The 20,589-nt window shown below is 70.0% G+C and carries 35 protein-coding genes and 2 tRNA genes; 14 read left to right on the top strand and 23 right to left on the bottom strand.

The genetic code is table 11. The features are described from left to right. Positions 1 to 473: 473 nt before the first annotated feature. The 3 genes from rocF to LOK46_RS13770 all read left to right on the top strand — a co-directional run bounded on the left by rocF (position 474) and on the right by LOK46_RS13770 (position 2,499). Positions 474 to 1,442 carry an arginase gene (gene rocF, locus LOK46_RS13780; RefSeq protein WP_273564277.1) on the top strand — a complete coding sequence of 323 codons (969 nt, stop codon included), beginning with the start codon at positions 474 to 476 and terminating at the stop codon, positions 1,440 to 1,442. Next, a complete protein-coding gene (locus tag LOK46_RS13775) occupies positions 1,442 to 2,308 on the top strand; it encodes an urease accessory protein UreD (protein ID WP_273564276.1) in 867 nt (288 codons plus the stop codon). The genes rocF and LOK46_RS13775 overlap by 1 nt, the downstream gene beginning before the upstream one ends. Before the next feature lie 117 nt (positions 2,309 to 2,425). Continuing rightward, positions 2,426 to 2,499, top strand: a tRNA-Cys gene (locus LOK46_RS13770). Between the two features lie 50 nt (positions 2,500 to 2,549). On the opposite strand, the gene LOK46_RS13765 is transcribed toward LOK46_RS13770, so the two are convergent. Together LOK46_RS13765 and LOK46_RS13760 are read right to left on the bottom strand one after the other, a co-directional pair. Further along, positions 2,550 to 4,229: a methyl-accepting chemotaxis protein gene (locus LOK46_RS13765; RefSeq protein ID WP_273564275.1), complete on the bottom strand. Its 1,680-nt coding sequence runs from the start codon at positions 4,227 to 4,229 to the stop codon at positions 2,550 to 2,552. Positions 4,230 to 4,549: 320 nt separating this feature from the next. Then, entirely contained in the window at positions 4,550 to 4,801 is a 252-nt protein-coding gene (locus LOK46_RS13760; RefSeq protein ID WP_273564274.1) for a hypothetical protein, read from the bottom strand. Positions 4,802 to 5,077: 276 nt separating this feature from the next. Between LOK46_RS13760 and LOK46_RS13755 the strand changes: the two genes are divergently transcribed. Beyond that, a tRNA-Asn gene (locus tag LOK46_RS13755) sits at positions 5,078 to 5,153 on the top strand. A gap of 90 nt (positions 5,154 to 5,243) precedes the next feature. Here LOK46_RS13755 and LOK46_RS13750 read toward each other — a convergent pair. The 3 genes from LOK46_RS13750 to LOK46_RS13740 are packed head-to-tail and all read right to left on the bottom strand — an operon-like array spanning position 5,244 to position 7,332. After that, positions 5,244 to 6,407, bottom strand: a complete 1,164-nt coding sequence (locus tag LOK46_RS13750; protein WP_273564273.1) for an integrase — start codon at positions 6,405 to 6,407, stop codon at positions 5,244 to 5,246. Positions 6,408 to 6,461: 54 nt separating this feature from the next. Beyond that, complete coding sequence (locus LOK46_RS13745; protein WP_273564748.1) at positions 6,462 to 6,719, bottom strand: hypothetical protein; 258 nt, start codon at positions 6,717 to 6,719, stop codon at positions 6,462 to 6,464. Continuing rightward, complete coding sequence (locus tag LOK46_RS13740; RefSeq protein WP_273564272.1) at positions 6,709 to 7,332, bottom strand: DUF1643 domain-containing protein; 624 nt, start codon at positions 7,330 to 7,332, stop codon at positions 6,709 to 6,711. Before LOK46_RS13740 ends, LOK46_RS13745 begins: the two co-directional genes overlap by 11 nt. A 119-nt stretch (positions 7,333 to 7,451) precedes the next feature. Here LOK46_RS13740 and LOK46_RS13735 point away from each other — a divergent pair, with 119 nt between their 5' ends. Together LOK46_RS13735 and LOK46_RS13730 are read left to right on the top strand one after the other, a co-directional pair. After that, positions 7,452 to 7,655: a hypothetical protein gene (locus tag LOK46_RS13735; protein ID WP_273564271.1), complete on the top strand. Its 204-nt coding sequence runs from the start codon at positions 7,452 to 7,454 to the stop codon at positions 7,653 to 7,655. Positions 7,656 to 8,140: 485 nt separating this feature from the next. Continuing rightward, a complete protein-coding gene (locus tag LOK46_RS13730) occupies positions 8,141 to 8,410 on the top strand; it encodes a hypothetical protein (protein ID WP_273564270.1) in 270 nt (89 codons plus the stop codon). A gap of 374 nt (positions 8,411 to 8,784) precedes the next feature. On the opposite strand, the gene LOK46_RS13725 is transcribed toward LOK46_RS13730, so the two are convergent. From LOK46_RS13725 to LOK46_RS13640, 18 genes are all read right to left on the bottom strand, one after another. Next, the gene (locus tag LOK46_RS13725; protein WP_273564269.1) at positions 8,785 to 9,120 is read right to left on the bottom strand and encodes a hypothetical protein; all 336 of its coding nucleotides are present in this window, start codon (positions 9,118 to 9,120) and stop codon (positions 8,785 to 8,787) included. After that, positions 9,113 to 9,379 (bottom strand): hypothetical protein, encoded by a 267-nt coding sequence (locus LOK46_RS13720; protein ID WP_273564268.1) that lies wholly within the window; start codon positions 9,377 to 9,379, stop codon positions 9,113 to 9,115. Before LOK46_RS13720 ends, LOK46_RS13725 begins: the two co-directional genes overlap by 8 nt. Beyond that, positions 9,376 to 9,753, bottom strand: a complete 378-nt coding sequence (locus tag LOK46_RS13715; RefSeq protein WP_273564267.1) for an SLOG family protein — start codon at positions 9,751 to 9,753, stop codon at positions 9,376 to 9,378. The genes LOK46_RS13720 and LOK46_RS13715 overlap by 4 nt, the downstream gene beginning before the upstream one ends. Beyond that, positions 9,750 to 9,935, bottom strand: a complete 186-nt coding sequence (locus LOK46_RS13710) for a hypothetical protein (protein WP_273564266.1) — start codon at positions 9,933 to 9,935, stop codon at positions 9,750 to 9,752. Before LOK46_RS13710 ends, LOK46_RS13715 begins: the two co-directional genes overlap by 4 nt. After that, positions 9,932 to 10,087, bottom strand: coding sequence for a hypothetical protein (locus LOK46_RS13705; protein ID WP_273564265.1), 156 nt, complete (start codon positions 10,085 to 10,087; stop codon positions 9,932 to 9,934). Before LOK46_RS13705 ends, LOK46_RS13710 begins: the two co-directional genes overlap by 4 nt. Further along, positions 10,084 to 10,422, bottom strand: coding sequence for a hypothetical protein (locus LOK46_RS13700; RefSeq protein ID WP_273564264.1), 339 nt, complete (start codon positions 10,420 to 10,422; stop codon positions 10,084 to 10,086). Before LOK46_RS13700 ends, LOK46_RS13705 begins: the two co-directional genes overlap by 4 nt. Beyond that, positions 10,422 to 11,357 (bottom strand): AAA family ATPase, encoded by a 936-nt coding sequence (locus LOK46_RS13695; RefSeq protein WP_273564263.1) that lies wholly within the window; start codon positions 11,355 to 11,357, stop codon positions 10,422 to 10,424. The genes LOK46_RS13700 and LOK46_RS13695 overlap by 1 nt, the downstream gene beginning before the upstream one ends. Further along, positions 11,354 to 12,328 carry a PD-(D/E)XK nuclease family protein gene (locus LOK46_RS13690; protein WP_273564262.1) on the bottom strand — a complete coding sequence of 325 codons (975 nt, stop codon included), beginning with the start codon at positions 12,326 to 12,328 and terminating at the stop codon, positions 11,354 to 11,356. The genes LOK46_RS13695 and LOK46_RS13690 overlap by 4 nt, the downstream gene beginning before the upstream one ends. Further along, complete coding sequence (locus LOK46_RS13685; protein ID WP_273564261.1) at positions 12,325 to 12,648, bottom strand: hypothetical protein; 324 nt, start codon at positions 12,646 to 12,648, stop codon at positions 12,325 to 12,327. The genes LOK46_RS13690 and LOK46_RS13685 overlap by 4 nt, the downstream gene beginning before the upstream one ends. Then, entirely contained in the window at positions 12,645 to 12,977 is a 333-nt protein-coding gene (locus LOK46_RS13680) for a hypothetical protein (RefSeq protein ID WP_273564260.1), read from the bottom strand. Before LOK46_RS13680 ends, LOK46_RS13685 begins: the two co-directional genes overlap by 4 nt. Continuing rightward, positions 12,974 to 13,378, bottom strand: a complete 405-nt coding sequence (locus tag LOK46_RS13675; RefSeq protein ID WP_273564259.1) for a hypothetical protein — start codon at positions 13,376 to 13,378, stop codon at positions 12,974 to 12,976. Before LOK46_RS13675 ends, LOK46_RS13680 begins: the two co-directional genes overlap by 4 nt. Beyond that, positions 13,375 to 13,719, bottom strand: a complete 345-nt coding sequence (locus tag LOK46_RS13670; RefSeq protein ID WP_273564258.1) for a helix-turn-helix domain-containing protein — start codon at positions 13,717 to 13,719, stop codon at positions 13,375 to 13,377. Before LOK46_RS13670 ends, LOK46_RS13675 begins: the two co-directional genes overlap by 4 nt. Next, positions 13,716 to 14,096, bottom strand: a complete 381-nt coding sequence (locus tag LOK46_RS13665; RefSeq protein ID WP_273564257.1) for a hypothetical protein — start codon at positions 14,094 to 14,096, stop codon at positions 13,716 to 13,718. Before LOK46_RS13665 ends, LOK46_RS13670 begins: the two co-directional genes overlap by 4 nt. Then, on the bottom strand, positions 14,096 to 14,473 hold the full coding sequence (locus tag LOK46_RS13660) for a hypothetical protein (protein ID WP_273564256.1): 378 nt from the start codon (positions 14,471 to 14,473) through the stop codon (positions 14,096 to 14,098). The genes LOK46_RS13665 and LOK46_RS13660 overlap by 1 nt, the downstream gene beginning before the upstream one ends. Beyond that, a complete protein-coding gene (locus LOK46_RS13655; RefSeq protein WP_273564255.1) occupies positions 14,473 to 14,808 on the bottom strand; it encodes a YdaS family helix-turn-helix protein in 336 nt (111 codons plus the stop codon). Before LOK46_RS13655 ends, LOK46_RS13660 begins: the two co-directional genes overlap by 1 nt. Before the next feature lie 2 nt (positions 14,809 to 14,810). After that, positions 14,811 to 15,065 carry a hypothetical protein gene (locus LOK46_RS13650; RefSeq protein ID WP_273564254.1) on the bottom strand — a complete coding sequence of 85 codons (255 nt, stop codon included), beginning with the start codon at positions 15,063 to 15,065 and terminating at the stop codon, positions 14,811 to 14,813. A gap of 68 nt (positions 15,066 to 15,133) precedes the next feature. Then, positions 15,134 to 15,295: a hypothetical protein gene (locus LOK46_RS13645; protein WP_273564253.1), complete on the bottom strand. Its 162-nt coding sequence runs from the start codon at positions 15,293 to 15,295 to the stop codon at positions 15,134 to 15,136. A 497-nt stretch (positions 15,296 to 15,792) separates the two neighbouring features. Beyond that, a complete protein-coding gene (locus tag LOK46_RS13640) occupies positions 15,793 to 16,401 on the bottom strand; it encodes a LexA family transcriptional regulator (protein ID WP_273564252.1) in 609 nt (202 codons plus the stop codon). A gap of 76 nt (positions 16,402 to 16,477) precedes the next feature. Here LOK46_RS13640 and LOK46_RS13635 point away from each other — a divergent pair, with 76 nt between their 5' ends. From LOK46_RS13635 to LOK46_RS13600, 8 genes are all read left to right on the top strand, one after another. Further along, a complete protein-coding gene (locus LOK46_RS13635) occupies positions 16,478 to 16,726 on the top strand; it encodes a hypothetical protein (RefSeq protein WP_273564251.1) in 249 nt (82 codons plus the stop codon). Between the two features lies 1 nt (position 16,727). Further along, positions 16,728 to 16,862: a hypothetical protein gene (locus tag LOK46_RS13630; protein ID WP_273564250.1), complete on the top strand. Its 135-nt coding sequence runs from the start codon at positions 16,728 to 16,730 to the stop codon at positions 16,860 to 16,862. Positions 16,863 to 17,310: 448 nt separating this feature from the next. Continuing rightward, complete coding sequence (locus tag LOK46_RS13625) at positions 17,311 to 17,625, top strand: hypothetical protein (protein WP_273564249.1); 315 nt, start codon at positions 17,311 to 17,313, stop codon at positions 17,623 to 17,625. Further along, a complete protein-coding gene (locus tag LOK46_RS13620) occupies positions 17,622 to 17,867 on the top strand; it encodes a glycogen synthase (RefSeq protein ID WP_273564248.1) in 246 nt (81 codons plus the stop codon). Before LOK46_RS13625 ends, LOK46_RS13620 begins: the two co-directional genes overlap by 4 nt. 74 nt (positions 17,868 to 17,941) lie before the next feature. After that, on the top strand, positions 17,942 to 18,391 hold the full coding sequence (locus tag LOK46_RS13615; protein WP_273564247.1) for a MucR family transcriptional regulator: 450 nt from the start codon (positions 17,942 to 17,944) through the stop codon (positions 18,389 to 18,391). Between the two features lie 80 nt (positions 18,392 to 18,471). Continuing rightward, positions 18,472 to 18,885 carry a hypothetical protein gene (locus LOK46_RS13610; protein WP_273564246.1) on the top strand — a complete coding sequence of 138 codons (414 nt, stop codon included), beginning with the start codon at positions 18,472 to 18,474 and terminating at the stop codon, positions 18,883 to 18,885. A gap of 3 nt (positions 18,886 to 18,888) precedes the next feature. Further along, on the top strand, positions 18,889 to 19,401 hold the full coding sequence (locus LOK46_RS13605) for a hypothetical protein (protein WP_273564245.1): 513 nt from the start codon (positions 18,889 to 18,891) through the stop codon (positions 19,399 to 19,401). Beyond that, entirely contained in the window at positions 19,398 to 20,588 is a 1,191-nt protein-coding gene (locus tag LOK46_RS13600; protein ID WP_273564244.1) for a DNA methyltransferase, read from the top strand. The genes LOK46_RS13605 and LOK46_RS13600 overlap by 4 nt, the downstream gene beginning before the upstream one ends. Position 20,589 lies beyond the last annotated feature (1 nt).

Genomic DNA, 20,589 nt, shown 5'->3' with positions numbered 1-20,589 from the left:
AGAAACTTCCCCAGATCCGGAACATACAACTTAGAAGGCAGTCGGCTTGCCCAGAGCCCAAGTTGTGAATGGTCGATCACCCGTTCCGACAAGGTTCCGCCGCGCGGATCGTCATCGTATTCCTGCGCGATCGAGGCACTCTGAGGTCGAGCGAGACCGCGGCCGACGTTCGAAGCTCCTGAGATAATCCATCGGACACGAACAGCGCGCGCCGGTAGCCCGTCACGCCGCATCGGCGGCCCGGGCGTCGGGGGCGACGCACCGGACGCTGTTCGGCACGGCGCGGCCGCGCTCCTCGTCCAGCTGCTGCTCTGAGCGCGTCTCCGGCCGCGATGCAGGGAGGCCGGCCCGGACACACCGTCACGGATCTTGCTGGCCGATCGCGGCTCGCGGTCACCGTCATCGGCCGGTTATGAGTCCGGATGGTAGAGCGTCCGCGGAGCACGGTGCTTCGGGACGGCGATGGAGGTGGGATGAGCGGCGAAGCCCAGCCGGATCCGGCACGCAGCATCGCGCTGATCGGAGCGCCGATCGAGGTCGGAACCAGCGAGCCCGGCGCGCTCATGGGACCGGCGGCCCTGCGCACGGCCGGGCTGGTTCGGGCGCTCGGCGAACTCGGCCACGCGATCACGGATCGCGGCGACGTCGCCCCGGACGGGCCGGCCGGGACCCGCGGGCTCGACGGTGTCGCCGCCTGGACGCGGGCGCTGTCGAGAGCCGTGGAGGATGCCCTCGACGCGGGGACGCTGCCGCTGACCGCCGGCGGCGATCACAGCCTGTCCCTGGGCTCCGTCGACGGGGTGATGCGGCACTGCGCGCGGCGCGGCCAGCCCGTCTTCGTGCTCTGGCTCGACGCCCACGCCGACTTCAACACGCCGGCGACCTCGCCCTCCGGGAACGTCCACGGCATGCCGCTCGCCGCCCTGTGCGGGGAGCCGGGCTTCCCGCGCCTGTTCGCCGAGCCGGCGCCGAGCCCGCTGCCGCCCGCCCACGTCCACCTGTTCGGCCTCCGGTCGATCGACGCCGGCGAGCGCGCCCTCGTGACGGCGCGCCGGGTCGGCGTCACCGACATGCGCACGATCGACGAGTTCGGGGTCGTGGCGCCCCTGCGGCGGGTGCTCGACCGCGTCGCCGCGCAGGGCGCGCATCTGCACGTCAGCCTCGACATCGACTTCCTCGATCCGTCGATCGCCCCGGCGGTAGGCACCACCGTGCCGGGCGGCGCGACCTTCCGGGAGGCGCACCTGATCATGGAGATGCTCCACGATTCCGGTCTGGTCCGCTCCCTCGACGTGGTGGAACTCAACCCCTTCCTGGACGAGCGCGGCCGCAGCGCCCGGGTTCTGGTCGAGCTGGTGGCCAGCCTGTTCGGCCGGCGCATCCTCGACCGGCCGACCGTGCCGCTCGAGGCTGTGCCGGCTGAGCCGACCGGGCGCGCCTGATGCACGGCCCTCTCGCTCCCGCCTCCGCACCCGGGACGGCCGGTGCCGCGCCGGCGCGCCAGCGCTCGGACGGGCGCGTCCGGCTGCGCGTCGGGCCGGCCCGTCCGGGCGGCGAGACCCGCATCCTGGATCTCGCCGAATCCGGGCCGTCGCGGCTGCGCTTCCCCCGGGGAACCGGCGCGCTGGAGGCGGTTCTCGTCAACACGGCGGGCGGCGTGGCCTGCGGCGACACCTTCGCCATCGACCTCGCCCTGGAACCGGGGGCCGACCTGGTGCTGACCACCACGGCGGCCGAGAAGATCTACCGCTCGGACGGCCCTGTGAGCCGCATCGCCAACACCCTGACCCTGGGGGAGGGGGCCGGCCTCGCCTGGCTGCCGCAAGAGACGATCCTGTTCGATCGGTCCCGGGTGCGGCGGCGCTTCGAGGCCGATCTCGCCGACGGGGCCGCGCTGATCGCCGTGGAGGTCGTCGCGTTCGGCCGCGCCGCCCGGGGCGAGCGGATCGCCGACGGGCTGTTCGCGGATTCCTGGCGGATCCGCCGGGGCGGGCGGCTCGCCTACGCCGACGACCTCTTGCTGGAGGGGCCGATCAGCGACCACCTCGCCCGCCCAGCGATCGGCGGTGGCGCCCGGGCCTGCGCGACGATCCTCGACGTCTCGCCCGGCGCGGAGGCGCGCCTCGAGGAGGCGCGGGTCCGTCTGGCCGAGGCCGCGTCGCCCGGAACGACGGCGGCGGCGAGCGCCTGGAACGGCCATCTGGCGGTCCGCGCGCTGGGGGACGCGGTCGGGCCCCTGCGCGGGCTCGTCGCCCGGTTCCTCGCGGGCTACCGGGGCCTGCCGGTGCCCCGGGTCTGGCAGAGCTGACGCGGTCCGCACGATCGGGGCCTCGGGGCCGTTGCCTGCGACCGCCGACCTCTGCTAGAGACGCGCACCCGGGGCTGTCCGCCAAGCTCCGGACGGGACGGCAGCGCCGTTCAGGAAGGCCTCGTGGCGGAGTGGTTACGCAGAGGACTGCAAATCCTTGCACCCCGGTTCGATTCCGGGCGAGGCCTCCATCCTTCCCCGACAGACTGAGCCGGCCGTGACGTGCCGGTGCGCCCCCCCGTCAGGCGCCGTGGACCTCCACCATGAAGGTCTCGATCGCCCGCTGCAGGCTGTGCGTCCCGGCATTGACCCGGGCGGCGCTGCCGCGCACCTGCCCGGCCTGCGCCTCGTTAGACGCCGCCGCGGCCTGAACGCCCGCCACGCTCTCCGAGACCTGCCGGGCCTCCGCGGCCGCGCCGAAGATCGCCCGCGCGATCTCCTGGCTGGCCCGGCCCTGCTGGTCGGTGGCGTCCGCCACCTCGGAGGCGATCAGGCTCATCCGGGCGATGGTCTCGCCGATCGTGCCGATGGCGCCGACCGTGCGCCCCGCGGCCCCCTGGATCGACCCGACCTGCCCGGTGATGCGGTCGGTGGCGAGCGCCGTCTGGCCGGCCAGCGCCTTCACCTCGGCGGCGACCACCGCGAAGCCCCGCCCGGCGGCTCCCGCGCGGGCCGCCTCGATCGTCGCGTTGAGCGCGAGGAGGTTCGTCTGCTCGGCCACCTCGCGGATGAGCGTGACCACGGCGCCGATCTCCTCGGCCGCCCGCGAGAGGCTCATCACCGTCCCCTTCAGACCCTGCGTGTCGGAGAGGGCGGAGGTGGCGATCGCGCTGGTGTGCCGGACACGCGCCTCGATCTCCCGCGCCGAGGTCGAGAGTTCCTCGGCGGCGCTCGCGATGCTGTCGACGAGGCCCGCGCTCTGCTCCGACGCTCCGGCGACGACGGCCGCCTCGGCCGCCATCGCGCCCGCGTTGCCCGAGAGGGTGTCGGCCGCCGCCTGCATCGCCTCGGCCGAGTCGGCGAGATCGGTCACGGCGCGATGGGTCTCGGCCTCGAAGGTGCGGGTCGCCGCGGCCAGGGCCTCCGCCCGCGTGCGGTCGCGGTCGCGGCGCGCCTGCGCCTCCGCGTCGAGGTCGCGCTTCTCGATCAAGGCCGTCTGGAAGGCCGCGATGGCGGCGGCCATCTCGCCGATCTCGTCGCGGCGATGCGTGAACGGGATCGCGCGGCCGAGATCGTTGGCGGCGAGCGCCGTCATCCCGTCCTTGAGCCGATGCAGCGGTCGCCGCACCTGACTCACGATGATCCAGATCGCCGCGAGCAGGCCGAGCGCCAGCGCCGCGGCCGGCACGACCAACAGGGTGATCCGCGCCCGGCGGCGGTCGGCCGCGTCCGCGGCGCGGCGCGCGTTCAGGCGGCTCAGCACCTCCCGCCCGAGGATGCCGATCTCGGCAACCATGCGCTCGCGGTTCTTCAAGGTCGCCTCGTCGGTCGCCTGGATCAGGGCGGCCTTGGGCGAGACCGTGAGGCCGAGCTCGGCGGTATCGGTCTGGTAGGCGATGAACTCCTTGACGAAGAGATCGAACCGCCGCCGACGGTCGGCGGGAAGCTGATCCTCCATGGCCTCCAGGAACGGCCCCCGCACCTGCTCCACCGTGGCGAGGGCGTCGTGGAGCGCCGACAGGCGCGTGCGCGCCTCGGTCGTGTCGTCGGCGGTGTAGAGGGCCGTGGCCTGCACCACCGCGTGCTCGATCGCCTGCCCCAGGGTGCCGGCCTGCAGGCCGGCGTTCCAGATCCGGTCCGTGGCGGCCGCGCGCTCCTGCTCCCAGTTCGATTGGCGAACCGCGAAGGCGGCGATGCCGATCGCCACCAGGGCGAGCAGCCCGATCACCGCGGAGAGCTTCAGGCCGAGTGAGATGCGCATGGCAGACGAGCCGCTTTGGCCGGAGAATCGTGCGGCCGCAGCTTTACAGAAGCAAATCTTTTCGAACAAATAAATATAGCCGGCAAATCCACATCGTTTGTACTTTGGTTATGCAGATACATTGCCAACAAAAAGCCGGATCGATTTGAGAACTGGCGAAAGTTGGACACAGGTCTTTTCCAGATGTCGTCCCCTACAGGGCAGTCACTGCAGTCTCGCGCGCGCCCTCGTCAGGCTCCGGGACGGGCGCGCGATTGAGTTAGCCCCGACCCCGCCGGAACGCCGCGCCGCCGAGCGCCGGCGGGACATCCGCTCGGCGATCACGGCAATCGGATCTCGGTCCGGCCGGGGATGCGCGACTCCGGAAGGAGGAGGGCGGCGACGATCTCGCGACAGAGATCGTCGCGCTGCGCCTCGACGAGGTCGGGCAGGATATCGGCCTCGTACTCGTCCAGGGCCGCGATCAGACGGGGATGGTCGGCGGTCCACTCGAAGGCGACGCGCACCTCGCGCTCGGCGTAGGGGTCCTGCGGGTCGAGGCAGCGATGGGTCGGCATGGTCTGCAGGGTCATCACACCGGCGGTCCGGCGAGGTGGCCCGCGTAGGAGCGTGTCACGACAGACGGATGACTTTCGACGAACGCCGACGAGGAGATCGGGAAGGGGATCGGGTGACACCGGCGAGTGGGGCCGACCGAGATGTTGCGGATCGGTCACAGTTCGGGCGTCATGGCCGCCCCGGGAGGGTTCTTGCGCTGTGTCGCGGGGCGCCGCGCGCCGGTTTGGACGCGGATCCTGCAACGAGGCCCTTGCGTCCCGCGATCCCGGTGTGTAGAGACCCCCTCGTGATCCCCGATAGCTCAGTTGGTAGAGCAGGCGACTGTTAATCGCCTTGTCGCAGGTTCGAGTCCTGCTCGGGGAGCCATCACTTCTCCCAATACAATCAGGCGCTTAGAGCAGTCGGGGCAATAGCTTCGCGTTACCGCGGATCGGACCCCTGTTACCGAGGCTTGTTTCAGCCCTGTTCGCGTCCCTTCCGCCGGGCGGCTCGAAGCTCTGCCACGCGGCTCGATTGGACCACCCCTCCGCGGTTGTAGATCATCGTCGTGGACATCTGCGTGTGCGTGGCCGTGCGCATCACGTCGGTCGCGTCCGCCCCCGCCTCAAAGGCCTCCGACACGGCTCCAGCTCGGCTGTCCATGTTCCAGAGGTCATCCGGCCAGCCGGCGGCCCGAGCGATCTTGCGGAACGTGTGCGAAAAGTGGGTCGCCTTCCAGGGCAGCTTCGACCGCTCGTCGATCACCACCGGACCGACCCCGCGCGCCGGCAGTTCGGCGAGGATCTCGGGGTGCAGCCGCAGATCGTGCGCCGCGACCTCCCGGCCGTTCGATTTCGACGTCGGCTTCTCGAGGAGGTGCTCGGCCGTGATGTGATTCCAGGTCAGCCCCCATTGCCAGACCCAGCCGCCATCGGTGATCGCACCAGTGATCGCCGCCCGCTGGGCCGGCGTCGGTCGCACCCATTCCCCGATCACGTCCTTCTGACGGAGGCCGAGCTCGAACTGGAGCGCCACGGCGAGCGCGATGCTCGGTCGGTCCGCCGCATGGGCGGCTCTGCGGAGCGCGACGATCTGCTCGAAGGTCGGCCGGTGCTTGCGCTTCCGCGGCATCGGAAACTCGGTCCGCTCCAGCACCGCCGCCAGTTCGATCGCGTCGGCGTTCCGCAGTTCGCAGCCGTAGCTCACGACCCGCCGCAGGGTCTGGATGCAGGCATAGGCGCTCCGCTCACCCGTCGAGGCGCTCCAGTCCTTGTGCCAGCGGCGCACGTCCCGCCCGAGAATGTCGGCGAGGTGCATGTGGCCCGCCGTGTCGACAAGCGTGCGGATGTATTTCGAGTAGAAGACGCGGGTCGCCTGGCGCCTATCGTGATACGGCGAGTCCGTGTCGGTTTCGAACGCGCGGCACACCCATTCCAGGGTTCCCGGCACGGCTGAGTTCTTGGACGGTGCGAAGCCGCCCGCCCACTCCAGCATCTCCTGCTGCAGGATCTGGCACCGAGCGGCGATGCCTTCAGGCGGCATGTCGCTCGGAATCCGGACCGTCTTGGTCGGGTAGCCCTTCGCGACGAGCTTCTCGTCGGCCACCCAATAGAGATCAATGCGCCCGTTGTGGCGCTTCATGCGCTTCAGCCCTGGGCTGTAGAGCGCATCCTCGGCTGTCATGATGTGGATCTCCTATTCCCGGCGCGGCCGCCGAGCGCCGGCATCGTCGCCGACATGATTCCGCCGGTCCAGAAAGGCTTTCACGGCCGGCCAGTAGCGACCGCCAAACTGCGGATCGATCCGCGGAAAGCCCCCGCGCTCCAGCACCACAGCAAGCCCGGTCCAGCCCTTCGACCGGGCCGGCCCCATGATAATCTCGGCGAGTTCCTTTTCATCCGGATAGAGGCAGGTCGGCTCTGCTCGCTCGACCGCCCGAACGCTACGCGGCACTGCTCCCTCCTGGCGTTCCGGCCTTCCACAGCACCGGCTGAGCGTGATCAGGGATGCGCGAGCGGCCCCGCGCCATCGGATGGATCGGCGAGCCGTCGGCCGTCAGCCCGAAGCAGTGCACGTCGGGCCAGGGCGCCTCGCCGTTGGTGATTTCCTCGAGCACGTGGTCGACGAACTCGGGATCCCACGCGCCGGCGCCCCAGCAGGCGACGACGAGCGCGGCCGACTTCGCCTCGCGCACGAGGACCGGCAGGTTGCTGAAGCGAATCACGTCTCGCGCGTGCCAGTCCGGGCCGTTGTCCATGAACTGCGCCCATGTGCGGCACTCGGCCGGCGATGATGTGCGCAGCGGATAGAGGTTGACCGCGGTGAACCCGCCGTAGCCCCAAGACCGGGCGAAGTGGATCCAGCGTCGAACCGTCGGGTCGTCCTGTCGGTGGTCGGCCGCGCTTGGGTTGAGGCCGATGAAGCAGACGTGGCCGCCCTCGCTCGACCAGGTGCGGGTCAGCGTGAAGCGGTAGGCGCTGCAGCAGGACAGGTTGGCCGAGCGCGCTATGGTGTCGGTGAACGGCACGCCGAACAGGTCAGCGGAGGCGAGGGCGGTCGCGTTCATGCCGCCGCTCCCAGGCTTGAACACGAGGCCGGCGCACTTGGTCGCACGTCGCGAATTCGTGTTTTTTGGGCCTGTTCGTTGCCTCCTAAGCTTCGGAAACGCCGCCCGGAACATTGTTTATGGCCCGCGACTATACGGACGTACCGGAAGGCGATCCCGGAGATGAGGAGGAGCTGGCCCGCGGCCTCATCACTCGAAAACAGCGAGGCGAGCAGGTCGACGACGACATCCTGATCCTGCTCGACGACCTGGAGCGGGTCGGGCTGACCCAGACGGAGGCCTACAGGGCGCTCTATGCGCACAGGCCTAGCTCGCGGCCATGAGCCGACCGAAGCAACAATCGAAGCAATCCGCTGGACACCGAGCTTGACCATAAGGCCGCTGAAACGGAGCCGATCGTCGGCCACCGGATCGAGGGGGCACTCGATGACCAAGCCAGTTACCCTGACCAACCGCTTCGTGGATGCCGTGGTGACGGCCGCCATGGCGTTCAGCCTGATCGTGCACGCGCAGTGCATGATCCTGCCCCCGCACTTCGTTTGAGATTGGCCAGTGCTGGAATGGCCGCAGGTGAGTAGCGCGTTCATGCCGCCACTCCTTCGCCGTTCGCCGGGGCACGCCGCTTCGCTGTTGCCCCCAAGATAGGCTTAGCAGCGCAGCGTCCTGATGATTGTCCTATGTTAAATCTCCAGCCACACAGCGGCTGAGAACCGATCCGCGGAGACTTGTCGAATGCTGTATTTACAATCCTAATCGGCTGACATATAGACTCTGCGTTCTGGGGAGCGTGTTTTGTAGGGAACACGCCATGACTGATATGACTCCGATCGCGGATGAAGCCGCGACACGTTTGGCCTTCGGTCTCATGCGCAGTGCCTATCTCGATCTCGCGCGGACGTTGCGCAGCATCGAAATGGAGCCCGCAAACGAATTGCTGCGCGCTGTAGAGCACCGAATTGCATATAGGCTTGGCTCTTCTGCTGGGCAGGATTGCCCAGACGGTTCCACGCAGGAGGGTGCGCTCGCCTTGGCTGCTGGTCGCGTTCGAAGCGTGCTGCGTGAAGCGCAAGAGGCCTGAGCCCCGCTTCAGAATGGGTGGGCGGTTCCCCGCCTCGCGTACGAACCGCCCCACCACCGCGCACCCGCAAACGGCCAGTGGCTTCAGCACGCCACTTTCGACTTCGTCGTAGAGGCAGTCGAGAATGTGCGCTGGCGCATGCCGAGCGATCACCACCCGACCCAGATACGCGACAGCAATGATGCTGGAGGCGGTCATGGATCGGTCAGACAACGTCGTGCAGCTTCGCCCCCCGAGCGCACCGAGCCGTGCTGTCGCTCGGAGCCGGCCTGAGCGCGGCCTCGCCGATGTGCTCGTGGTCGGCGGGGCGCTGGCCGGTCTAATGCTCACCGCGCAGCAACTGGTGCTCGGATTGAGCGCGGGTTGAGAGCGCTTCATACCGCGACGCCTTCCTCGCTAACCGGGGCGGAGGTGCGCCGCTCGGCCGCGATACGCGCCCAGTGCTCCAGCGCGTTCTGGACGCGCCCAGCGTCTATCTCGTCGGCCAGCCGGCGCAGTCCCGCGGCAGAGATGCCGACCGCGCCGCACAGAGGTTTGCCGGGCAGCGCCGGGCCGAACTTCGGACGCTCAACCAGCAGACCGGCGGCAACCAGCCCGCGCTCGACCTTGCCGGGCGTGAGCATCAGCATGGTCGGCGATGCCACCGACAACAGGGATTCGAGCTGCTTCTGCCCTAGCCGGCCGGCGCGCGGACGCGGGCCCTCAGACATCGAACATATCCGCGATGTCGCGATCGCCGGGCAGGCCCATGGCCCGGTTGAGCTGCGCCTCGATCACGAGGTCGGCCATGCTGGGGTCGCGGTCGTGGCCCTGGCGCCGCGCGCGGCGCTCAGCCTCGCGGACAAAGACGGGATGCTCCGGCACGCAGGCGCGGGCCGCCTTGAGCCCGTGCTTCGCCTTCACGTGCGAGAACAGCGCCTCGGTGCTGGCGAGCGTGCGGGTGCAGTGGGGGCAGCGGTGCGCGCTCATATCCGCGCCTCCACCACCGGCAGCCCGGCGGCGCGCGCCTTGCGCACCATGTCCGCCGTGCCCTTGCCGCCCGGGAACGCGATCACCGCGTCCGGCCGGCCCTCGGCGAGCATCTGGGTGTTCCGAAGCGGCCCGGCCTGCCGGCCGTAGCGGTCCCAGTCGGCCGGGAAGGACGTCACTGGGATCTCGCTCGCGCGGGCCCAGTCCGCCGCGCCGGAATCGGCGCCAGTCGCGCCGCCCTGGATCACGTGCGAGATCAGCACATGCTGGGCGCGGCCGAGCGCGTCGGCGCATTCCTCGGTCGCGTGCGCCTCGAGCCAGTTCCACACTAGCGCCGGGTTGAGGTTGCGGCCCCCACAGATCAGGACCCTCACCGGATGTCCTCCCAACGGATCGTGTCGATCATCTCGCGGTAGGCGGGACGGGTGGTGACCTCGGCCGTGTAGGAGGCGATGCCGATGCGATGCATGATCCGCATGAGGTCTTCCGGTCGGCAGACCACGATCCGGAGGAGTCCGCCGCTGCCGGCGACGCGGAAGGTCTGAGGCGCGCTCATCGGGCCGCCTCCGCCTGCTGGTCATCGGCGGCGGCCGCGAGCATGGCGTCCTCCGCGCGGAGATCTCGGACGCTGGACGCGAAGGTCCATGCGAGCAGCCCGATGAGCGAGGCGCCGCCGAATCCGGCGATGAAGAGGAGGGCGCCCGTCATCGCGCCACCACCGTGAGCGCGGGCCGCTCGTCCCTGCTGGCGCGCACCGGCGCGGCTTCCTCGACGGCGACGACCGAGCCTTCCTGGAGCGCCAGGAACACCGGCAGCAGGGTCTCGTAGTGCTCGGCCACGAAGCCCATCAGCCGGGCGAGGCTGACCAGCGCCTGGCCGTGCTCGATCACCCGGACGGTGGCCTGCATGGTCGAGCGCTCGGAGCAGGCGCCAAGGATCCCGGCGGCCGCGAGGTTGACCCGGGCCGCGGTCTCGGCCGCGTGGGCGAGTTGCGCCGGATCGATCGTTGAGAGGTCGAGGGTCTCCCTCGCGCCGGCGGCCATCAGGCGGCCTGCTCGGATGCGGCGGTGAAGCCGGGGAAGCCGTCGTTTTCGTCGGCGTGGGCGTCGGCAGCTTCGGCCACGGTCGCGAGCTCGTCCCGGATCTCCTCCAGGATCACCCGGGCGCGCTCCGGCAGACCGGCGAGCCACTCGGCGAGGGCGAAGGACCCGCGGGCCGCCTGCGCGCGGGCATCCGCCAGCAGATCAGCCTTCGTCCGGCGCGGGGCCTGCGCGCCGCCGCGCGCCCAGGCCGCGAGCTGCTGCCCGCACGCCTCGTCGATGGCCTTGCGCTCCGGGAAGAAGCCGCGGTGCTGCTCCTGGACCTTGTGCGGCAGGTCGAACCGCGGGATTCCGGGCGAGTCCGGCGAGAGCGTGAAGCTCGCCGTCATCTCGTACATGAACCGCTTCTCGCAGATCGGCATCCAGCCGAGCGGGCGGACCTGCGTGCGGCCGCCCTCACGCACGATCTCGATCTTCTCGTCCGCGCGCAGGCAGAAGATCAGCGTCGCCCGGCACTGGAGCAGCGCGTTCATCATCCGCTTGTGGGCGAGCTTCGGCTCCTTCCAGTTGCCGGGCGCCTTGGTGCCGCTCTCGGCCAGCGCGTCGGCCCAGTCGATGATCCCGCCCTCGCCGTCATATTCGTGGCTGAAGCTGTCGAGGATCACGACCTCGGCGCCTGCGGCCTTCGCCGCGGCGATCGCCTCGACGAAGCGGATCGGCTTGAAGGGCGGCCGCATGTCGGCGTGCAGGAAGCGGTGCTGGTCGGCGTAGTGCAGGCCGCGGCGGGCCTCGGTGTCGACGAAGGCAATCTTGCCCGCCGGCGAGATGCCTTCGGCCAGCCGCAGGGCCGACTTCGTCTTGCCGGACCCGGAGGCGCCGGCCAGCGCGATGAGGAGCGAGACCTGCTCGCGAACGGCGGGTGCGAAGGTGAAGCTCACGCGGCGCTCCCCATGTTGAGAGGACGGAAGGGGCTCTGCGCGACGTCGTAGGAGACGCCGGCGAGCCGCGGATCGAGGGACTCGCGTTCGGACCAGCGCCGCTCTGCCCAATCCGGGTAGTCGGCGCGCACGATCTCGGCGGGGTAGCCCGGCCAGTCGTCGGCGGCCCGGCAGCGGTTCCAGAGGTGGAGCGCGGCCGCGACCTTTCGGGCGCCGACTTCCATGGCGACGCCGTCCGCCTCGGCCACGCAGAGGCCGTTGGGCTCCTCGGATTCCACGAAGATCCAGCGGAAGCGGATCCGCCCGGCGAGGTGCGGCAGCAGGGTGGCCAGCACGCGCACGTAGAGCGCGGCCTGGACCTCCATGCTCATCTGTTCGAGGCGCCGACCCAGGCCCTGCGGCGCCGCCGCTTGGCTCGACGTCTTCACGTCCCAGATGATCGCATGCGTCGGGTGAAGCTCGACGCGATCCATCATGGTCCGCAGCCAGGCGCCGGACCGGTCCTGCACGACGGCCACGACCTCGGCCGGTGCCGACGTGAACCCCTCGCATCCCGGAATCTGAGGCAACCGGGCGAGCACCCGGTCGGCGATCCGCTCGGCCGTCACGAGGTCAGGCATCAGGATCGGGGCCCGCCCTGCCGCGTAGGCGGCGGCGCGCGCAGCCTTGGCGTCGGCCTTCTTGTAGTCGTCGAAGTCGATCGCCACGACCTCGGCGCCCTGGCCGAGGATGAGCTTGTGCGCGACGGTGCCGATCTCCTGCGGCCGGGTGGCCTCGCGCTCATCCGGCTTCTCGGCCCGCAGGCGCGGGTGCGCCAGCGCCGCGTGTTCGGGGCTCTGCTCCAGAAGCACCTTCGCGATCGACGACGACAGCGACGGCTCTGGCGCACAGTCGGCGTGGTAGGTGTCCGCCGGCATCCGGTAGAGCCCGGGGCCCGGCACGAAGCCGGCGAGGTGAGGGACGATCTTCACTGGCGCCTCCCGCCGGCCTGCCGCGCGAACCGCGCGGACTCGGCCTTCACGGCTTCGATGTGCTCGGGGTCGTAGGGGGCGGCGATCGCGGCGGCGCAGATGCGCTGCAGGTGGTAGCGGACCGCCTGCATGGCCGCGGAGCTGTTCAGCCCGTCGCCGTATCGGACGTCCGTGCCCTTGAAGGCCCGGGCGATCATGATGGCGACCCGCGTGTCGGTCGTGCCGAGCGCGATCACCCGGCAGCCCGTGTCGTAGAGCTGCTGCGCCGCGCGCTCGGGCGTGCCGCCGTCGACCTGTGGGAGGCGAGCGGCGGCCCTCATTGCAGGCGCGCTCCGGTTGCACGGATAGCGCCGGCCTCGCGCGAGACGCGGTCGAGCATGCGCCCGACAGTGGCGGCATCGAGGGCCGCCCACTCGGACAGGTGCTCCTTAGGCACCACCGCCGCGGCGATCGGGAACGGCATGTCCTTGCCGATCTGCTCGGCGGAGATTTCGAACGAGCCTGGGCCAGCGTCGGGACCAAGAACAGCCGGGTCGCCACGGACGAGGAAGACGATCCGCTCGCCCTCGCCAACGTCGACCGTGCAGGTGAGGCCCAGCCCGTCGAAGACCGTGACGTTGACCTTGAACGGGTTGCCGGCGGCCTTCATCGCGCACCGTCCCGGCGCTCGCGCGCGGCTTCCAGGGAGGCCACGTCTGCCGGCAGGTCCGCCAGCTTCATCCGGTGCGCGGCGGCCCGGAGCTCGGGCAGCATGGCGAAGACGGCCAGCGCTGCCTCGTCCTGCTGGCCCTTGGCGAGCAGCGCCTGGAGCGCGAGCACGTCCTGGAGGACGACCATCAGCGCGATCCGCAGGCGCCAGTTCTCGGCGCGGACCAGACCGACGGCGCGCTCGTGCACGGCGGCCTCGAAGCCGCTGGTGTGCAGGGCGTTCTCGGCGACGAGGGCCGAATAGGTCGGCAGGCCGGCCTCGGCCGCGCCGGCGTCCAACGCAGCGACGACGCGCGCCAGGATCTCGGAGGCCAGCGTCGGCCGGTCGGCGGCGGCGCTCACGACCGCACCATCGCGAGCAGCTTGGCGCGCTCGTCCTCGGACAGGTGGCGGAAGGCGTGGAGCAGCGCGACCTCGTCCGCGTTGCGGGTTACGGACGGCGGTCGCTCCAAGTGCTCCTGCGGAACGCCGTACACGGACGCCACGTCGCGCATACGCTCCAGCGGCACGCGGCGCTGACCGCGCTCCATGCTGCACGTCATGGCTGGCGTGATGCCGAGCCGAGCCGCGACATCGCGCTGCGAGAGGCGCGCGGCCTCGCGTGCCACGCGGAGGGCCGCCCCGACCTCGCGCCGGACCTCCGGCGGCTGCCACGAGCTGTGGTTGCGACGGGCGGCGATCATCGGCGGACCCCCTTCTTGCTCGGGTTCAGGTCGTCTTCGATCTCGCGGCGCTCGCGCGCGTTCTCCGCGAGGCGGTGGACGTGGATCTCGGTGCAGCCCTTCCGCCGCATCTCGCCGAGCCACTGGTCGCCGGCGCCGTGGCCCAGCCCGACGGCGACGCCCTGCATCAGGGCGATGCCGCCGCTGTCACGGGACACGCCGATCGCCACCGCCTCGGCCAACTCGTCGGTCTCGACGTGCCGGGCGTCGTGTACGCCGACCACGTACCGGCGGCCCGAGGCGCCGCGCCAAGCGGACAGGGGCAGCGCGGGCGAGCCGCGCAGGCCCATCGTCGATTTCAGCCGCTCCTCGCGGGCCGGATCCTGCGCGTACGACATCAGACGCTCCCCTTGCTCGTGGGCGTCAGGTCCCGGGCAATCGCCCGACATTCGGCGGCGTCTGCCGTGGTGCGGTGAACGTGGACCTCGTTGCACCCGGCGTGGCGCATGCGGAGCAGCCACGCCTCGGCACCGGCCAGATCGAGCCCGTGCGCGACGCCGCGCCGATGCGCGTTGCCGCCCTCGTCCCGAACGATGCCCAGCACGACGATGCGCGTGGCCTCGCTGGGCTCCAGATCGTGCGGTCGATGGATGCGGGCGACGTAGCGGCGTCCGGAGATGCCGCGCCAGGCCGTCATCGGGATCGCGGGGCTGCCGCGCAGGCCGGCGGCGGACAGCATCCGCTCCTCGCGGGTGGGATCCTGAACGGCCAGCATCAGCTCGCCTCCGACGAGAGGCACCGACCGGTGCGGGCGAAGTGCTCGCCGGCGGCGAGATGCGCGGCGACGGCCTGGTCGGGTGTCAGGTCGCGGACCCTGCCGGCGCGCGGGTCGAGGTCCGGGCGCAGGTCGTGCCGGGACACGCCCGACGCGGCCTCGACCGCCTCGACGTGCTGCGTGGGGCAGAACGTCCAGGCGCAGACCGAGACGACGTGCAGCCCAAGATGATGCGCGAGGCGGGCCGAGCCGCCGGTCGAGGCCATGGCGCGGCGCACGGACGCTGACGCGCGCATGGCCTGGGCGGTGCTGGTGAAGCGGGGGCGGGCGGCCATGGTCAGCGGCCCTCCGCCTTCGCGATGGCTTTAAGGGCCGCGTCCCGACGAGCGAGGCCGGCGCGCGAGAACTGATGCTCGGGCCAGCCGGCGTACTGCTCGGCGAAGTCTTTCAGCACGGCGAGCAGGTCGGGCGCGGCTGCGATCAGCCGGGCGTTCGCTTGACACTCCTCGACCGGTCGACGGCCGAGACTGTGATCCGTGCAGATCGCGACCGGTGCCGCGACGGAGAGGCTATCCTCACCGTCGGCCCACACCGAAGCAGCGTCTGCCGGGGGCGAGGTGTGCGCGGACCAAGGACCCGGCGTGTGCCTCACGCCGGCCATCAGCTGATGCCCTGCGAGGCGCGCCGGGCGGCGAGGTAGTGCTCACCGATCCAGGCCGGCAGGAACGGGCCCAGGCCGAGCGTGATGATGCCGAGCGAGGCATAGACGACCAGCTCGGTGCAGCTCGCGGTCGCGAGGTAGGTGTCGAGATTGTTGAGCATGGCGGCGCTCCATCGCGGCGGTGGCGATGGCAGATACTACGCATCGTGCGTAACGCTTGTCAACGCATCTTGCGTAGCGCCAGGTCGGTGCGACTTCTCGGTGCGCAATCAGCGTTGTCCACAACCGCGCACAGCCCAACCCACGGCAGAGTCACGATGATTCCGACAACGCCTGATTGACCGAGATTTTGTTCTTCGTTCGTTCTAGTTTCAGCGCTGGCTATGACGGCCGCAACGGAAACGGGATCAGCGATGGCTCATGTGCAGTATCACGCCGTACAACCGTTCATTCGTCGAGGTCGCGGAGCGCTCTCGGCCGCACCTGTCAGGCAGTGCCCAAGTCCTGAAGCTGCGAAGCGGTTGGCCGAACGGCTCGTCACCGAGAACGAGGCAGTTGGAGCGCTCGCATATTCCCGCCCGGGCGCGAGCAGTGCCGATGAATTCGCTGAGCCGACTTTCCTGGCTCGAATCGGTGAGGTGCCTGAGACCGATGATTTCTAGCGGGGCTTGATCCACGCGACCTTGGCGGACCAATTGATCTCCTCGACCTCGATGGGCGGCAATCCGCCTGTCGAGACGAGGAGATACGGGCCACTGTCGCGGCCGCGGAACACCTTCTTCACATAGACCTCGTCCTCGGAGATCCACACGACGCATAGCTGTCCGATCCACTCATCGGGCAGTCCGCGGACGCGCTGGTCGTAGTAGATCAGCCAGTCATCCTCGGCGAGGCCGGGCATAGAATCGCCGCGCACGCGAGCTGCTACAGTATCTGGCGACGAACCCGGGGGACGTGGCGCTCGATCATACCCACCCTGAGGCTCGCCGTTGAAGACTATCCGCGCTCCGGCTCCAACATCGCCCACGATCGGGACGGTATCGTCTTTAGGAGCATCTAGGCGGGGGCCTCCTTCAAGGATCCACTCCCATCTAGTCTTGTAAGCAGCGGCATATCGCTTCGCTGTCTCACGGCTCGGGTTTCGGTCGCCGTTCTCGTGCCCGAGATAGGTCGACGGCGTCCACCCGAAGGCGCGGGCCGCCTCGGTGGCTGTCTCGTAGCCAGCCTTCTTTCGCAGGTACTGCAGGCGTTCGGCGATCGAATCCATGTCTGCCGCTTCGCACACGGCGTTACGCGTTGTGCGTTGACACCTGCTACGCATCAGGCGTAGCGTGTCGCCTGCCATGGAATCCGTCGCCGAAATCATCGCTGCACTCGGGGGGCCCACGGCCTTCGGTGTGATCTGCGGGTTCGCCAAGAACCCGTGCGCCCGCGGGAGCGACATGCTCCAGCGCGGTTCGATCCCAGTGATCTACTGGCCTCGGATCGTTGATGCCGCCCAAGCGCGCGGCATCGAGATCAACAACGACATCCTCGTCCGGGCTCATCTGCCTCGTGAGCGTCTCGCTTCCGCCGAGACCGAGGCCGCCTGACATGTTTTTCCGCGGCCTCCTCCTCGGTCTGGCCCTGTCGCTTCCCCTCTGGATCGCCGTAATCGTCGGTGTCGCGCAGATGCGCGGCGCCGCTTATCGCGGCGAGCTTCCTTCCATGCCGTGGAGCGCGCGATGAGCGCTGCTCCCATCCTCTCGCGCTACTGCGCGTCCGATCTCGACCAGGGCGTCCGTGGAAACGTCCTGAGCGGACCCCGTTTGCTGGGCACGGGCCGAGAAAGCCCCAGCGATCTTTCAGCTCGCCTCGCCGCCGGATCCGGCGAGGCTCGAGCGCCCCGCGGTGACCTCGCTGACTCGACCCGCCGCGGGGTCGCCTTGCGTCCGCACACGTCTCTCCTCCGCCAAGACGAAGACGTGCGCTGGCCTGTAAATGCGGATGATTGTTCTGCGTACCGCATCCCTCTGCATCTGCTGATCCTTTCGGCTGGATGCCGCTTGCTCCGTTGTGGAGCCTGCTGATGTCGGTTGCCACCTCCATGTCCTCAGGCGTCCTGCACTCGACCCCGATGCACACAGCATCGGGGAACGACATGCGGAAGTCTGGGCATACGGATACCCAAGGATGGGTGATAAAACCTCAAGCCTGGGTAGACCAATGGCGTCGGATCTATCCTGCCAGCACCGCCAAGCGCGTCGCTGCTGACCTGCAGGCACCCATTCGGACGGTCGAGAAGTGGTTCAGCGGTGAGGCCAAGCCCTCGCTGGAGTACGTCGGGCCCATCCTCAACCAGTACGGACTCGCCTTCGTCGTGGGCGCGATGGCGAACCCGCTCCCCTGGCTGGACGACCTCGCCCGAGAGGAGCGGAAGCAGAAGCTGCTCGCGGAGCGACAGGCGATCGACGAGATGCTCGCCGAGGACTGGCGGAGGGCTCAGCGTTGAGGCCGGTCCGCTTCCACGTCCTGCGCCTGCTGGAATGGCTCGCTCACCTCGACGAGGCCCGCGCCAACGCGCGCATCCGCTCGGTCCTGGCCTTCCGCAACCGCCGAGCGGCCGATGCCAAGCGCTATGGCGCCGAGGCCGACGCGATCTGCCCGCCTGAAGCGCCCGCTCGTGAGTGGTCGCCGCGCCTCTGGGACCGCGATCACGACGCCCGCAGCGACACCCGGGAGCGCCGGCCGTGATGCTGCGCGCCCTCTGCTTCCCCGGCTGAAAGGCCCGCCTCGCGGGGCGCTCCCGCGCGATCTGGAGGCCCGCAATGGCCGAGACCTACGACCTGACCCCCGGCATCGACACGGCGATCGACTACACGGTCAACATCGTCGCGAATTACGTGCGGCTGAACCACGTGCCTGCCGCCGAGCTGCCCGGGCTGATCCGGTCCGTTCACGCGACGCTCGCCGGGCTCAGCGGTGCGGCGCCGGTCGAGGCCGCCGCGGAGTCGCTGACCCCGGCGCAGATCCGCAAGTCGATCACGCCGGACGCGCTGATCAGCTTCATCGACGGCAAGCCGTACAAGACGCTGAAGCGCCACCTCACGAAGCACGGCCTCGACGCCCGCAGCTACCGCGAGCAGTTCGGCCTGCCGGCCGACTACCCGATGGTCTGTGCCTCCTACAGCGCGGCCCGCGCGACCCTGGCCAAGCAGATGGGCCTCGGCGTTCCGGGCGCCCAGGCGAAGCAAAAGCCGCTCGCCGCCGTCGCCTGATCCCGTCCCCGACCTGACCCCGGCTCGCATGTGCGGGCCGGGCGCCGGCCCGGGGCGCGTCCGGGTGAGTGGAGAGTTCCATGGCCGAGAAGCTGAAGGACACGAAGGCGAAGAAGCAGACCGGTGTGGCCGCGAGCGTGCTGAAGAGCCTCATCGCGCTTTGCAACGGCCACAAGACCAAGATGGACGAGGCGCGCGGCGAGCTCGGCGCCGCCGTGAAGAAAGCCGAGGACGTGCACGGCGTGCACCGGCGGGCCTTCAACGACTGCCGCAAGCTGGCTCGCATGGAGGACGCGGCCCGAGCCGACTACCTCCGCGCCTTCGACGACTACCGCGTAAAGCTCGACCTCAACCCTTCCCCTGATCTGTTCGAGGGTGCGGAAGGCGACGAGGCCGCCCGCCGGGCCGGCCAGACCGAGAAGGCCTCTGCCGACGACCAGGTCGCCGAGAACACGGCGCGCCTGAAGGGCGGCATCGCGCAGCTGGCGCACTGAGCCATGGCGCTGCCGAAGATCCTCGCTCTCGACCTCGCGACCCGTCTGGGCTGGGCCTGTGGTTCGCCCGACGGGGAGCCGCACTACGGCTCGAAGCTGCTGCCCTCGACCGGGGCCGAGATCGGGCGCTTCGGCGATGCCTACGACGAGTGGCTCCTCGACATGATCACGCTGGAGAACCCGGCGCTGGTCGTGTTCGAGGCCCCCTTCGTTAGCGGCACCGGCAACGCGAACACCGCTCGCAAGCTCATGGGCCTGTGCTGGCAGACCGAGCTCGCCTGCTACCGCCGGCAGATCCGCTGCATGGAGCACAACAACAGCAGCGTGAAGAAGATGTTCGCCGGCAGCGGCAAGGCGAGCAAGGACGACATGGTCGCGGCCGCTCGTAGCCACGGCTGGGACCCGAAGGACGACAACGCGGCCGACGCGCTCGGCCTGTGGGCCTGCGCCGTTCACGAGAAGGCGCCGCGGTACTCCCGCCTGACCCTCGGTCGCCTCGGCGGGAGGGCGGCATGAGGTCGTTCCTCGCAGATGGGGACGTCCGCCTGCACGCCGGCGACTGCCTCGACGTGCTCGCCACGCTGCCGCCCGACCGCTTCGACGCGTGCGTGACGGATCCGCCCTACCACTTCGCTTCGATCATCAAGCGCTGGTCGGGCGTCGACCCGTCATCACGATCGTCCGCCGGCGCCATGGGGCGGCACTCGCGCGGCTTCATGGGGCAGACCTGGGACGGCGGCGATATCGCCTTCCGTCCGGAGACCTGGGCGGCTGTGCTGCGCGTGCTCAAGCCGGGCGCCCACTTGGTGGCCTTCGGCGCCCCGAAGAACGTCCACCGCCTCACCTGCGCGATCGAGGATGCCGGGTTCGAGGTTCGCGATCAGCTGATGTGGCTCTTCGGGACCGGCTTCCCGAAGAGCCACGATGCCGAGAAGGCGCTGGGCAAGGTCACCGACAGCGACCTGTTCCGCGAGGCCGCCGCTGCCGCGTCCGACAAGTGGGCGGGGTGGGGCACCGCGCTGAAGCCGGCCTACGAGCCGATCGTCCTGGCGCGCAAGCCGCTGGCGGGCACCGTCCAGGAATGCCTGCGGGAGCACGGCACCGGCGCGATCAACATCGATGCCTGCCGTGTCGCAACCGATGACGCGCTGATCGGCGGCGCGGGCCTACTGCGGTCCCACTACCGCGATGGCAAGCCGACGCCGGGCGTAGAGCAGAACGGCTTTGAGCCGTCCGCGGCCGGCCGCTGGCCCGCCAACATCTTGCACGACGGCTCGAAGGAGGTCGTTGCGGCCTTCCCGAAGCAGGCCGGAGCGGCGGCGCCCGTACGCGGCACCGAACCCAGCGAGGCGAGCGTCGGTCGCGTGACCGGGCGACGCGCCCGCGTGGCAGGAGCGTTCCACGCAGACAGCGGATCGGCCGCCCGGTTCTTCTACTGCTCCAAGGCGACGAAGGCAGACCGGGCCGGCTCGAAGCATCCGACCGTGAAGCCGATCGCGCTGATGCGGTGGCTCTGCCGCCTCGTCGTGCCGCCCGGCGGTCTGGTCCTCGACCCGTTCGCCGGCACCGGCACCACCGCCGCCGCGGCGATCGCCGAAAGCCTCCGCGCCGAGCTGATCGAGCGAGAGGAAGCCTACCGGGCCGACATCGCCCGCCGCTTCGGCGGTGATGACGCGCCTCCCGCCGTCACAGCAGCGGAGTAGC

This window comes from Methylobacterium sp. NMS14P (genome assembly GCF_028583545.1).
Classification (GTDB): domain Bacteria; phylum Pseudomonadota; class Alphaproteobacteria; order Rhizobiales; family Beijerinckiaceae; genus Methylobacterium.
The sequence above is the reverse complement of the archived record's forward strand: the minus strand, read 5'-3'. Positions and strand labels throughout refer to the sequence as shown.

Bases quoted from the DNA above. Each gene is read 5' to 3' on its own strand.
- rocF (WP_273564277.1), top strand. From the start codon at position 474: ATGAGCGGCGAAGCCCAGCCGGATCCGGCACGCAGCATCGCGCTGATC.
- LOK46_RS13775 (WP_273564276.1), top strand. From the start codon at position 1,442: ATGCACGGCCCTCTCGCTCCCGCCTCCGCACCCGGGACGGCCGGTGCC.
- LOK46_RS13765 (WP_273564275.1), bottom strand. From the start codon at position 4,229: ATGCGCATCTCACTCGGCCTGAAGCTCTCCGCGGTGATCGGGCTGCTC.
- LOK46_RS13760 (WP_273564274.1), bottom strand. From the start codon at position 4,801: ATGACCCTGCAGACCATGCCGACCCATCGCTGCCTCGACCCGCAGGAC.
- LOK46_RS13750 (WP_273564273.1), bottom strand. From the start codon at position 6,407: ATGAAGCGCCACAACGGGCGCATTGATCTCTATTGGGTGGCCGACGAG.
- LOK46_RS13740 (WP_273564272.1), bottom strand. From the start codon at position 7,332: ATGAACGCGACCGCCCTCGCCTCCGCTGACCTGTTCGGCGTGCCGTTC.
- LOK46_RS13735 (WP_273564271.1), top strand. From the start codon at position 7,452: ATGGCCCGCGACTATACGGACGTACCGGAAGGCGATCCCGGAGATGAG.
- LOK46_RS13730 (WP_273564270.1), top strand. From the start codon at position 8,141: ATGACTGATATGACTCCGATCGCGGATGAAGCCGCGACACGTTTGGCC.
- LOK46_RS13725 (WP_273564269.1), bottom strand. From the start codon at position 9,120: ATGTCTGAGGGCCCGCGTCCGCGCGCCGGCCGGCTAGGGCAGAAGCAG.
- LOK46_RS13720 (WP_273564268.1), bottom strand. From the start codon at position 9,379: ATGAGCGCGCACCGCTGCCCCCACTGCACCCGCACGCTCGCCAGCACC.
- LOK46_RS13710 (WP_273564266.1), bottom strand. From the start codon at position 9,935: ATGAGCGCGCCTCAGACCTTCCGCGTCGCCGGCAGCGGCGGACTCCTC.
- LOK46_RS13705 (WP_273564265.1), bottom strand. From the start codon at position 10,087: ATGACGGGCGCCCTCCTCTTCATCGCCGGATTCGGCGGCGCCTCGCTC.
- LOK46_RS13700 (WP_273564264.1), bottom strand. From the start codon at position 10,422: ATGGCCGCCGGCGCGAGGGAGACCCTCGACCTCTCAACGATCGATCCG.
- LOK46_RS13685 (WP_273564261.1), bottom strand. From the start codon at position 12,648: ATGAGGGCCGCCGCTCGCCTCCCACAGGTCGACGGCGGCACGCCCGAG.
- LOK46_RS13680 (WP_273564260.1), bottom strand. From the start codon at position 12,977: ATGAAGGCCGCCGGCAACCCGTTCAAGGTCAACGTCACGGTCTTCGAC.
- LOK46_RS13670 (WP_273564258.1), bottom strand. From the start codon at position 13,719: ATGATCGCCGCCCGTCGCAACCACAGCTCGTGGCAGCCGCCGGAGGTC.
- LOK46_RS13665 (WP_273564257.1), bottom strand. From the start codon at position 14,096: ATGTCGTACGCGCAGGATCCGGCCCGCGAGGAGCGGCTGAAATCGACG.
- LOK46_RS13660 (WP_273564256.1), bottom strand. From the start codon at position 14,473: ATGCTGGCCGTTCAGGATCCCACCCGCGAGGAGCGGATGCTGTCCGCC.
- LOK46_RS13655 (WP_273564255.1), bottom strand. From the start codon at position 14,808: ATGGCCGCCCGCCCCCGCTTCACCAGCACCGCCCAGGCCATGCGCGCG.
- LOK46_RS13645 (WP_273564253.1), bottom strand. From the start codon at position 15,295: ATGCTCAACAATCTCGACACCTACCTCGCGACCGCGAGCTGCACCGAG.
- LOK46_RS13640 (WP_273564252.1), bottom strand. From the start codon at position 16,401: ATGGATTCGATCGCCGAACGCCTGCAGTACCTGCGAAAGAAGGCTGGC.
- LOK46_RS13635 (WP_273564251.1), top strand. From the start codon at position 16,478: ATGGAATCCGTCGCCGAAATCATCGCTGCACTCGGGGGGCCCACGGCC.
- LOK46_RS13630 (WP_273564250.1), top strand. From the start codon at position 16,728: ATGTTTTTCCGCGGCCTCCTCCTCGGTCTGGCCCTGTCGCTTCCCCTC.
- LOK46_RS13615 (WP_273564247.1), top strand. From the start codon at position 17,942: ATGGCCGAGACCTACGACCTGACCCCCGGCATCGACACGGCGATCGAC.
- LOK46_RS13610 (WP_273564246.1), top strand. From the start codon at position 18,472: ATGGCCGAGAAGCTGAAGGACACGAAGGCGAAGAAGCAGACCGGTGTG.
- LOK46_RS13605 (WP_273564245.1), top strand. From the start codon at position 18,889: ATGGCGCTGCCGAAGATCCTCGCTCTCGACCTCGCGACCCGTCTGGGC.
- LOK46_RS13600 (WP_273564244.1), top strand. From the start codon at position 19,398: ATGAGGTCGTTCCTCGCAGATGGGGACGTCCGCCTGCACGCCGGCGAC.